The sequence below is a fragment of the Microbacterium sp. K24 genome, assembly GCF_004794465.1.
Taxonomy (GTDB): Bacteria; Actinomycetota; Actinomycetes; order Actinomycetales; family Microbacteriaceae; genus Microbacterium.
This window is the reverse complement of record NZ_SSDJ01000010.1, coordinates 1-10,425: the sequence shown is the minus strand read 5'-3', so window position 1 is coordinate 10,425 and position 10,425 is coordinate 1. Positions and strand designations below refer to the sequence as shown.

12 protein-coding genes are annotated in these 10,425 nt (G+C 69.8%); 3 read left to right on the top strand and 9 right to left on the bottom strand.

The annotated features are described in order from the left end of the window. The 7 genes from DW306_RS00215 to DW306_RS00185 form a co-directional block, all read right to left on the bottom strand. Positions 1-665 (bottom strand): YhgE/Pip family protein (locus DW306_RS00215; RefSeq protein WP_205814057.1); only part of this gene is annotated, 665 nt, incomplete at its 3' end. Beyond that, positions 662-1,369 (bottom strand): hypothetical protein, encoded by a 708-nt coding sequence (locus DW306_RS00210; protein WP_205814056.1) that lies wholly within the window; start codon positions 1,367-1,369, stop codon positions 662-664. The genes DW306_RS00210 and DW306_RS00215, both read right to left, overlap by 4 nt. Further along, on the bottom strand, positions 1,366-1,998 hold the full coding sequence (locus DW306_RS00205) for a TetR/AcrR family transcriptional regulator (protein WP_136053648.1): 633 nt from the start codon (positions 1,996-1,998) through the stop codon (positions 1,366-1,368). Before DW306_RS00205 ends, DW306_RS00210 begins: the two co-directional genes overlap by 4 nt. 124 nt (positions 1,999-2,122) lie before the next feature. Continuing rightward, the gene (gene argG, locus DW306_RS00200; RefSeq protein ID WP_136053647.1) at positions 2,123-3,556 is read right to left on the bottom strand and encodes an argininosuccinate synthase; all 1,434 of its coding nucleotides are present in this window, start codon (positions 3,554-3,556) and stop codon (positions 2,123-2,125) included. A 55-nt stretch (positions 3,557-3,611) separates the two neighbouring features. Further along, positions 3,612-4,859 carry an MFS transporter gene (locus DW306_RS00195; protein ID WP_136053646.1) on the bottom strand — a complete coding sequence of 416 codons (1,248 nt, stop codon included), beginning with the start codon at positions 4,857-4,859 and terminating at the stop codon, positions 3,612-3,614. Positions 4,860-4,910: 51 nt separating this feature from the next. Then, entirely contained in the window at positions 4,911-5,168 is a 258-nt protein-coding gene (locus DW306_RS00190) for a hypothetical protein (protein WP_136053645.1), read from the bottom strand. Positions 5,169-5,178: 10 nt separating this feature from the next. After that, the gene (locus DW306_RS00185) at positions 5,179-5,436 is read right to left on the bottom strand and encodes a hypothetical protein (RefSeq protein ID WP_240746987.1); all 258 of its coding nucleotides are present in this window, start codon (positions 5,434-5,436) and stop codon (positions 5,179-5,181) included. 193 nt (positions 5,437-5,629) lie between these two features. Between DW306_RS00185 and DW306_RS00180 the strand changes: the two genes are divergently transcribed. The 3 genes from DW306_RS00180 (at position 5,630) to DW306_RS00170 (ending at position 8,616) form a co-directional block, all read left to right on the top strand. Continuing rightward, entirely contained in the window at positions 5,630-6,337 is a 708-nt protein-coding gene (locus tag DW306_RS00180) for a hypothetical protein (protein ID WP_136053644.1), read from the top strand. Between the two features lie 247 nt (positions 6,338-6,584). Then, positions 6,585-7,553, top strand: coding sequence for an alpha/beta hydrolase (locus DW306_RS00175; protein ID WP_136053643.1), 969 nt, complete (start codon positions 6,585-6,587; stop codon positions 7,551-7,553). 67 nt (positions 7,554-7,620) lie between these two features. Beyond that, positions 7,621-8,616, top strand: coding sequence for a hypothetical protein (locus tag DW306_RS00170; protein ID WP_240746986.1), 996 nt, complete (start codon positions 7,621-7,623; stop codon positions 8,614-8,616). Between the two features lie 79 nt (positions 8,617-8,695). Here DW306_RS00170 and DW306_RS00165 read toward each other — a convergent pair whose 3' ends face one another. Both DW306_RS00165 and DW306_RS00160 read right to left on the bottom strand, forming a co-directional pair. Next, positions 8,696-9,814: a DUF4064 domain-containing protein gene (locus DW306_RS00165; protein WP_136053641.1), complete on the bottom strand. Its 1,119-nt coding sequence runs from the start codon at positions 9,812-9,814 to the stop codon at positions 8,696-8,698. Then, positions 9,808-10,425: hypothetical protein (locus tag DW306_RS00160; RefSeq protein ID WP_136053640.1), on the bottom strand; the 618-nt coding region annotated here is incomplete at its 5' end. The genes DW306_RS00160 and DW306_RS00165, both read right to left, overlap by 7 nt.

Sequence of the window (10,425 nt, the reverse complement as noted above, 5' to 3'; positions counted from 1 at the left end):
TGCGCGGTGCCGTCGGCGAGCTGCGCGGTGCCGTCGGCGAGGGTGGTGCTGCCGGATGCCGCGGTGTTCGCGCCGTCGGTCAGCTGCGAGGCGCCGTCGGCGGCGGTGACCAGGCTGTCGCGGATATCGCTCAAGCCGGTGAGGAGGCGCTCGGCCGCCTCACTGCCGACCATCTCGGCCACAGAGCTGCGGATCTTCTCCACCGCCTGCGTGCCCATCGACGAGGCGAGGTAGTTGTTCGCGTCGTTGGTCTCCAGGTCGATGCGCGCCTGGTGGGGGTCGTCGCCCGCCGCCGAGGTGAGCGCCGAGGAGAAGTCGGCGGGGATCGTCACCGTGAAATCGACGGTGCCCTCGCGCAGGGCGTCGGCGGCCTCCTCAGCCGTCATCCGCTGCCAGTCGAAGGCATTCCCGTCGATGAGGTTCTCGGCGACGTCCTCGCCGTAGTTCACGGTGTCGGACGCCTGGTCGGTCGCCGGGGCGCCCTCGTCGTCGACCACGAGGGCCACGGGCACGTCGGGGAACTTCGCGTACGGGTCCTGGTTCGCCCACAGGTAGAGGCCGCCGTAGAGGATCGGCACGCAGATCAGCGCGACGAGCGCGATGATGCCCATCTTGCTCGCGGTCAGACGCCGCAGTTCGGCGGCGATCATGGAGGGGACCTTCATCGCGCGTCTCCGTTCTCGATCGAGCCCTGGTCGTCGGCATCCGAAGGGGTGGCGCCGGGCTCCTCGAGCACGAGCGGCTCCACGGGGCCGGAGGCGTTGATCGCGTCGAACTCCTGCATCCGCTCGAGGGCGACGGCTGCGGAGCCTCCGACGACCACGAGCATGGCGTAGCCGCGGTCGGCGAACTCTCCGGCGATGCGCCACCAGCCGTCGGGGCTGCCGCCATGCCGGTCGGGCGCGACGAGGACGATGCCCTCGACGCTGTCACGCAGCACGGCCAGCTCGCACATGATGCGCACGCGGGCGGCGGGATCGACGCTTCCGATCGGGACGGATGCCAGTTCGGCGAACCCCAGCCCCGCGAGCCAGCGGCGTGCGTGGATGGGTGTCGCGCCGACTCCGGCGAACATGAGCTCTTCGCCGACCACCCCTGCGAGGGCGATGTCGGCGTGCGGGTCGCTGACGGAGGGAGCGTCGACGAGGGCGACGCGACGTCGGAGGTCCCTCGCGTTCTCGGCGCCGTCGAGGGTGACGCGACCCGTGTCGGGCCGCATCCTGCCGCTGGCGATGAGGCCGAGCACGGTCGGCCTCTGCTCGGTCTCGGCGAGGGCGAAGCGTACGGCGCCGGTGTGGAACTCGAGGCTCGTCCGCGGAAGAGCCTCGCCGCCACGGCCCTTGCTCACGTCGTGCAGGGTGATCCTCATGCGTGCGCCTCCTCGTCGGCGTCTGCCGCGACGATGTCGGGGTGTGCGGCGAGCAGCTCGTCGGCTTCGCGCCACGACAGTCCGGCGATGCTCAGCACGGTGCGCACTGCGAGGTTCGCGGCGCCGGTGCTCGCGGCATCCGTTCTCGAGACGACCGTGCGCGCCATCTCCTCGATGAGGCGGGCGAGCGTGGGGGCGGCGAGATCGGTGCGGAAGCTGCCGTCGTCCTGGCCTCGACGGGCGAGCGCGGCGACCGTGCGGCGGAGCGGTGCGAGGGCTGCGGCCGTGTGCTCGACGTGCGCCTCGTCGAGGGCGAGGGCGGCGGCGACCTGCACGTGCGCGGCCTCCTGCCAGAGGCGGGCGGCGAGACGGGCGAGGGCGATGCGGCTGTCGGGGTCGTCGACCGAGGCGGCGATGGCGTTGAAGCGCTGCGCCCCGCTGGAGATGAGCTCGCGGATCAGCGCGTCGCGGTCGTCGAAGTGGCCGTAGAGGGTGCGGCGGGAGAGCCCCGCGCTGCGCGCGATGACGTCGACGGAGGCATGCGGGTCGCTCGACAGGGCGATGCGGGCGGCGTCGAGGATGCCGGCGCGATTCTCGACGGCATCGCGACGGGGTGCACGGGTGGTCATGCCCCCATGCTACTTATAGTGCACAAGAGTGTGCAAGATAAATCGGAAGACTCCCAGCATCTGTTCACGCGACACGACGGAGGGGGCGGATGCCGCAGCATCCGCCCCCTCCGCGAAGAACAGGTCAGTCGGTGCCGGAGTCGAAGGCCGCGCCTTCGGAGGCGACGTCGACGGCGTCCGCGAGGTTCTCGTCGACCTCTTCGACCGAGCCGGTGATCTCGGCGGACTCGCCCGCCGTCACGCGTCCGACGAGCTCGCCGGTCGCGCCGCCGATGAGGCCGAGGCCGGCGTACTGCTCGAGCCGCGAGCGCGAGTCGGCGATGTCGAGATTGCGCATCGTGAGCTGGCCGATGCGGTCGACCGGGCCGAAGGCCGCGTCGCCGACGCGCTCCATCGACAGCTTCTCCGGACCGTAGGACAGGTTCGGGGAGACGGTGTCGAGGATCGTCCAGTCGTCGCCGCGGCGCAGGCGGATCGTGACCGAGCCCGAGATGGTGAGGCCGACCCAGCGCTGGATCGACTCGCGCAGCATGAGCGACTGCGGCTCGAGCCAGCGTCCCTCGTACATGAGGCGGCCGAGGCGGCGGCCCTGCTCGTGATAGGTCGCGAGCGTGTCTTCGTTCAGGATGCCGTTGACGAGACGCTCGTAGGCGATGAAGAGCAGCGCCATGGCCGGAGCCTCGTAGATGCCGCGCGACTTCGCCTCGATGATGCGGTTCTCGATCTGGTCGCTCATGCCGAGGCCGTGGCGTCCGCCGATCGTGTTCGCCTCCATGACGAGGGCGACCGGGTCGCTGTACTCGACACCGTTGATCGCGACAGGACGACCGGCTTCGAAGCTGACGGTGACGTCTTCGGGCTCGATGGCGACCGACGGGTCCCAGAACTTCACGCCCATGATCGGGTCGACGGTCTCGAGCGACACGTCGAGGTGCTCGAGCGTCTTGGCCTCGTGGGTGGCGCCCCAGATGTTCGCATCCGTCGAGTACGCCTTCTCGGCGGAGTCGCGGTAGGGGAACTCGTGGGCGACGAGCCAGTCGCTCATCTCCTTGCGTCCGCCGAGCTCGGTGACGAAGTCGGCGTCGAGCCACGGCTTGTAGATGCGCAGACGCGGGTTGGCGAGCAGGCCGTAGCGGTAGAACCGCTCGATGTCGTTGCCCTTGTAAGTGGAGCCGTCGCCCCAGATGTCGACGCCGTCCTCCTTCATCGCCCGCACCAGCAGCGTGCCGGTGACCGCACGGCCGAGGGGCGTCGTGTTGAAGTACGTCCTGCCGCCGGAGCGGATGTGGAACGCTCCGCAGGAGAGGGCGACGAGGCCCTCTTCGACCAGGGCCGTCTTGCAGTCGATCAGGCGCGACGCCTCGGCGCCGTACTCGAGCGCCCGGCCCGGGATCGACGCGATGTCGTCTTCGTCGTACTGCCCGAGATCGCCCGTGTAGGTGAAGGGCACGGCACCCTTGTCGCGCATCCACGCGACGGCGACGGAGGTGTCGAGTCCTCCGGAGAAGGCGATGCCGACGCGCTCGCCGACGGGCAGGGACTGGAGGACCTTGGACATGCTTTCCAGTCTATCCGCGGGCGGCGTGTCGCCCTGTGCCGCATGACGACGACGCTCAGAGGTCGTCGTGCCGCGCCGTGCGCAGCGGCGACAGCAGCACGATGAGCGCTGCGATCGCGAACACGGCCACGCTCACGCCGATCGTGACCCGGAACCCGAAGGCGGTGGCGAGCCCGCCGGCGACCAGCGCGCCGATCAGGAACATCACCCGATTGACGGTGCGGATCGAGGCGTTCAGGCGTCCCTGCATCTGATCCGGGGCGACGGCTTGCCGGTAGCCCATCTCGTTGGGGTCTTCGAGGCCCATGCCGAGTCCGAACAGGAATTGACCGATGGCCAGAGGGATCGCCACGATCGCGATGTTCTCGGCTGCCGGCAGGATCAGCACCGCGAGCCACGCCACCGCCGACAGCGTGCGCCCGGCGAGCACCGCACCGCCGACACCGAAGCGTCGTCCGGCCGCCGAGGCGAGCAGCGCACCGAGGAAGCCGCCGACCCCGCCCATCGCGAGGACGAGTCCGAACGCCAGCGCGCCGAGGTCGAGCTCCCGCAGCGCATACGGGGCGAAGGCCGTGAGCGCGATGCTGTTCCCGAGGAACCAGACGTTGACCGACGCGGCCATCGGGGCCAGCGTGCGATGCGAGTATGTCCACCGCAGACCCTCGACGATGTCGTGACCGAGGTGGCGTCCATCCGTCCGTCGCTCCGCATTCACCTCGTCGAGCTTGATGCGGCTGAGCAGCACGGCGCTCACCAGGTAGCCGACCGCGTCTACGAGGATCGCGATCGGAGCACTGAGCCAGCCGACGAGAAGACCGCCGAGCGCCGGACCCGTCGTCTGCGCCACGGTGCCCGCCTGCCCGAGCCGGGCGTTCGCGGCGACCAGCTGGTTCCTCGGTACGAGCCGGGGGAGCATCGGCTGGGCGGCGGAGTCGGCGATCAGCGTCAGAGCGCCGAAGATCAGGAACAGGGCGCCGAACGTCCAGACGGTCAGGGTGCCGGTGACCCACAGCACCGGGATCGCCCCGAGGACGAGCGCGCGGCCGACGCTCGCGAGCACCATGGCGGGCTTGCGCCGCCACCGGTCCATCAGCGCCCCGACGACGAGTCCGAAGAGCAGGTACGGCACCACGTTCGCCGCGTTGAGCAGCCCGATCTCGAAGGCAGAGGCGTCCAGCGTCGTGACGATGAGCACCTGGAAGGCGACGGCGCTCACCGCGCCCGTGAACGCCCCGAGCGTCGACGACGACCAGAAGAGCGCGAACGCAGGGAGGCGGAGGACCTCGCCCGGTCTGTCACTCATCAGATCTGCCGATTAACGCTTCTCTCGGCGAGGTTCCGTTCGATTCGGTCGTCATCTCGCTGCGCCGTACTTGCGGAACGCGTTCTGCTTCGAGGTGCGCAGCGCGAGGCCGATCATCGTCCAGGAGTCTCCCGCTGCTCTCGATGCCGCGACAGCAGCCGTGAGCTGTCGGTCGGCGGCATCACGTGCTGCGCGGGCCGCAGCGATGTCGCGCAGCCGGGATGCGTCGCGCATCGTCTCAGGACGGATGCTGTCGATGAACGCCTCGACATCCCGATCGTGATCGTCTCGGACGGTTGTCCTGGTCATGCATCCTCCCTCAGAGGTAGTGGTATCGACCGGGTCGGAGCCGATCGGCGTGAATGATGAGCGACGGGCTGTGGGCCGGCACCAGGACGATTTCGAGGAGCCGTCCGACGCGATCGGCTCCGATGATCAGAATGCGCTCCTCTCCCTGATACTCCTGCTCGCGGTAGCGGATCGGATGATCGACAGCGTGGATCATGTCGGCGTCGTCCACTCCGTGCTTCCGGGCGCTCGGCGCGATCCGGATGCGGTCAGCGTAACGGTCGCGCATACCGAGCGTCAATGTTTTGTTGACGACTGCTTCTGGTCATTACCCCAGAGAACTCGTGCAGAGGTCCGCCTCGGTCGGGCGTCGACTCGCCTGGCCGAGGGGTGGGGAAAGTCTTCCGAAACCGCTCACTGTGCAGGAGTAGCCTCCGAACCAACCCGCGCTCACCGTGGGAGAGTGTCCACGGAGGCGGAACATGGGCGAAGCAGTGCTGTGGGGCGTCGTCGCGGCATCCCCGTTGTTCGTCGGCGCGGTCCTCGCGATGCTGCGGAAATGGCCGCCGCGCTGGCTCGGCATCGTGCTCGGCTTCGGCGCCGGTGCGCTGATGGCCTCGATCGCGTTCGAGCTCTGGGAGGAGGGGCTCGACCGCGGCGGCGCGGTGCCTCTCGTCGCCGGAGTCGCGGCCGGCGCCCTCGCGTATTACATCGCCGCCCGCATCCTCGATGCCAGGGCCGCGAAGAAGAAGGGGGAGGCGGGCGGAGGGCAGCTCGCCGTCGGCGCTCTCCTCGACGGCATCCCCGAGCAGCTCGTGCTCGGCATCGGGCTCGCGTCCGGAGAACCCGTCAGCATCGCCCTCGTCGTCGCCATCCTCGTCTCGAACCTGCCCGAGTCGATCGGCTCGGCCGCCGACCTGCTCCAGGGCGGCATGGCGAAGGGCCGCGTGCTGCTGCTCTGGGCGGGGGTCGCGGTGATCTGCGCACTGGCGACGGTCGCGGGCTTCGGGCTGGCGACCGTCACCGGTGACGTCTTCCGCACAGCCGCGAGCGGATTCGCCGCCGGAGCCCTGCTCGTGATGCTCGTCGACTCGATGGTGCCCGAGGCGCAGTCGAAGGCCAAGGAGTCGACCGGCCTGGCCACGGTGCTCGGCTTCGCGCTCGCCGCGGGCCTGTCGTTCGCCGGCTGACCGGCATCCTGTCCGCGCGTTCCGGTCGCACTCGATGCCGTCCGATCGCCGCCGGGGCGGCAGGAATTGCGACCGGAACGGTGCGCGGCGGCAGGAATTGCGACCGGAACGACGTCGAGACCTCCGCCCCGCCACCTGGCGGCCGTGCGCTGGCGGATCGGGTGCGGCTGGCGGGTTACCGTGGGGGAAGACCTGAAGGATGCTGGCGGGACGCCGCCACGCAGACGGCGAGAACAAGGGAGTTCTGATGACCGACACACTCGCCCGCCCGCCCTTCGACCCCGAGCTCGAAGCCGCCCTCGCCCTCGTCGCCGACCAGATGCCGTCGACGCTGACCTCGGAGATGATCCCCCTGATGCGGCAGTCGCCGGTCAGCGGCGAAGACGAGATCTTCGCGATGCTCGACGAGCGCGGCTTCACCCGTCGCGATGTGACCATCGCCGGGCATGAAGGCGACGACATCGTCGTCTCGGTGATCGAGAAGCAGGGACGGACCGGCACCGGCCCCGGCTTCTTCCACACCCACGGCGGCGGCATGATCATCGGCAACCGCTGGCTCGGCGTGGTCGGCTTCCTCGACTGGGCGGAGCGGTACAACGGGGTCATCGTGACCGTCGAATACCGGCTGGCTCCCGAGTTCCCCGACCCGTTCCCCGTCGAAGACTGCTACGCGGGGCTGCTGTGGACCGCGGACAATGCCGACGAGCTCGGCATCGACCTCTCCCGGCTCCTCATCGGCGGGGGCAGCGCCGGGGGCGGACTGGCCGCCGGAACCGCCCTGCTGGCTCGCGACCGCCGCGGTCCCGCGCTCATCGGGCAGCTGCTCATCTACCCGATGCTCGACGATCGCGACGAGACCGTCTCGACGCAGCAGATCGACGGGATCGGCGTGTGGGATCGAGGCTCCAACATCACGGGGTGGACCGCGCTGCTCGGCGACCGCAAGGGCGGCCCCGACGTCTCGATCTACGCGGCCCCCGCGCGCGCGACGGATCTCACGGGCCTGCCTCCCGCGTTCATCGACTGCGGCAGCGCCGAGGTGTTCCGTGACGAGGACGTGGCCTACGCCACGCGCCTGTGGGAGGCCGGAGTCCAGGCCGAGCTGCACGTGTGGGCCGGAGGGTTCCACGGGTTCGACATGTTCGCCCCGCACTCCGCGGTCGCGCAGGCGATGCTCGCCGCACGCGACAACTGGGTGAACCGCCTGCTCGCGTGATCCCGGCACCCTGCGGGGTCGCGCACGCGACCCCGTAGGGTGGAATCCCCGCGCGATGGAGCCCGACATGCAAGATCTGCTGGGGCGTCTCACCGCCCTCGACCCGGATGCCAGCGAAACCCTCAAGGTCGTCTCGTACTTCGATGCCCTCGTGGAGCGGTCCGTCGGCGTGGAGAGCATGCTGCGCGGTGCTGCCGTGCTCAGCGGCGCGACCGTCGGACAGCGCGACGGTCGGCAGATCATGCGCGTGCGGGCCGACGGCGTGCGCATCGATCCGACCGATCCCGGAGATGCCTGGAAGCTGCGCGACAGCGGACCGGATGCCGTCGTCTGGATCGAGCGGGAGGGCGAGGCGCACACGAACGATGCGATGATCCTCGAGCGTCTGGCGCTGGCTCTCGGCATCATCCGCGCCCGCCGATCGGTCGGCACGGAGAGCGCGGTCGAACTCGCCATCAGCTCGTATGCCGGAGCCGATGAGCGAGTCGGTGCGCTGTCCCGCCTCCGCCTGGCTCCCGGGCGCTACCGTGTGGTCGCGTCGCTGCCGGACCCGGAGCCTCGGCAGCAGCATCCGTCGGCCATCGTCGCCACCCGGCACGGGCTCACGAGAGCCACCATCCTCCCGGACGACGTCGCCGCGGAAGACGCATGGGAAGGCGCGACCGAGCTGCGGCGGGGCGTCGGCACGACCGTGGATGGCGGGCAGCTTCCCGAGTCGTGGTCGTCTGCGCTCATCGCCGTGCGACTGACCACGCCCGCGGAGCCCACGCTCGCGGCCGCCGACCTCGGCGCGCTGCTGCTCGTCGCCGAGACGGCCGATCCCGGCGTTGGGCATCCGGATGCCGCGGCTCTCGCCGGCCTGGATGCACGCAGTCTCGACCTGCTGGACGCCGTCATCGACGAGCAGAGCGTGCGCGCCGCGGCCGTGCGCCTGGGCCGGCACCACTCGAGCGTGCAGGAACGGCTCACCGCGCTCATCGAGACGCTCGGGTACGACCCCCGCACCTCACGCGGCCATGCGCGCTTCGTCCTCGCCCGGATGCTGCTCCGCCTCGCCGACTGAGCGACGACGCGTTCGAATCGCGCGAATGGTCGTGATCTGGCCTCCAAAGCGGCCAATTGCGCGATTCGAAGAGCCGGCCTCAGCCGAAGCCGGGGTACTCCGCGAGCTTCTTCTCGAACTCCGCGCGGTCGGCTTCGCTGAGCACACCGCTGGCGATCACGACGAGCTGCAGCCCCTCGAGCGGTTCCCCGGTGCGAGCGCTCTGCGCCTGGCGCGCCGTGAGGAATCCGCCGTCCTCGTCATGCGAGAGGTCGTAGATGTTCGCATAGAACCGCAGCGGGTCGGGGTAGTTCTCGGTGTAGTACTCCCAGGTGTCCTGCGTGCGCGGGTCGTCGCTGCCGTACAGTTTGGCGATCACCGACGGGTCCATCCCCGAGATCGACGGATCGTTGAACGAGTAGAGATCCCACAGCCCGTGCTCGATCACGACGTCGTCGATCGCGGCCATCACGTCGAGCTTCTGCGCGTAGTCCTGGACCGGCTCGTTCGTCGCCCAGCCGGTCGACGTGTACTCGACGAGCATCGACTCGCCGCCGTAGCCGTTGCGCTCCGGACGGAGATCCTCGTCGCCGACCTGGACCCAGGTGAACCCGAACTCGGAGGTCAGCCTCTCCCGGATGTCGGCGAACAGCTCATCGGACTGGGCGCGCACCTCTTCCAGGGACTGCTGGCTCAGCGTCTGCTGCGGGTCGGTGCCCTTGATGGCGGGGTACGCCTCCGCGTGCTTCTGCTCGTCGGTCTTGACACCTTCGTAGTTGCCGGATGCCGACGTCTGCAGCGCGCTCATGCCGCCGACGGTCGCCACGTTGAAGAGGATCGTCACGACGAGGGCGATCGCGCCCAGCATCCGTCCCCGCGCGGAGAACAGCGCCGCGATGATCACCGCGACGACGATGAGCTGCAGAGCGAGCATGGTCACGCCGTAGAGCACGTCGGTGCCGCCGGCGATCAGCGTGACGAGCAGGATCAGCGCGAACAGGATGCCGGCGGAGAGAGCGATCCAGCCGAGCGCGTTCGCAGGCTTCTTCTCGACATCGAGTGTCGCCGGCGCACCGGGGACGGGCGCCGGCGGAACGGGGCCGGCGACGGGTCCCTGCTGGCGGCGCGCGCCGCGGTAGCCGCCGGGAGGGGGCACGGGCGGGGCGCCCTCGGTGCCCGCGAGGTACCGTGCACGCTGCTTCTCGTGATCCATCACCATGGCTTGTCCGTTCCCGAGCTGCCCGGGTCGTCGTTCTGCTGCTGATCGCGTTCCTCGGTGCCCTGCTCGAGCTTGTCCTGCAGATCGCGGATCTTCTCGTCGGAGGGCTGCGGCTCCTCCTCGGTCTGCGGCTCCTGCGGCTGAGGTTCCTGTTCCTGTTCCTGCTGCTTCTGCTTGAGCCGGCCCTCGGTGCCCTCCAGCGTGTCCGACATGTCGCGCTCGGGGTCGGAGGACTGCTGCTGCGCCTCTTCGCTGTTGCACTCCTCGGGGGTCTCGACCGTGATCGTGAGCGCCTCGCCGTACAGCTGGGCCGCCGTCGCGCCGTCGCCGTCGGCTCGGGCCGCATCGCCCATCCGCTCGACGACGAGGGCGAGGTTGATGCGCACGCCGCACACCTCCAGGCCGGTCGCGAGGTCCAGGGCCTCCTCGAGCTTCGCCCGCGCCTCGGGCAGCTGCTCGGCCGCACCGAGTGCCGTGCCGACGTTGAACGGCGCCTTGTACGGCTCGAACCAGTTCAGGAACTCCTGGTTGCGCGCCGACGCCTCGGAACCCGCGTAGTCGTCGACGACGTAGGCCGTGATCGCCTGGTGGGCGAACGCGTACATGCTCAG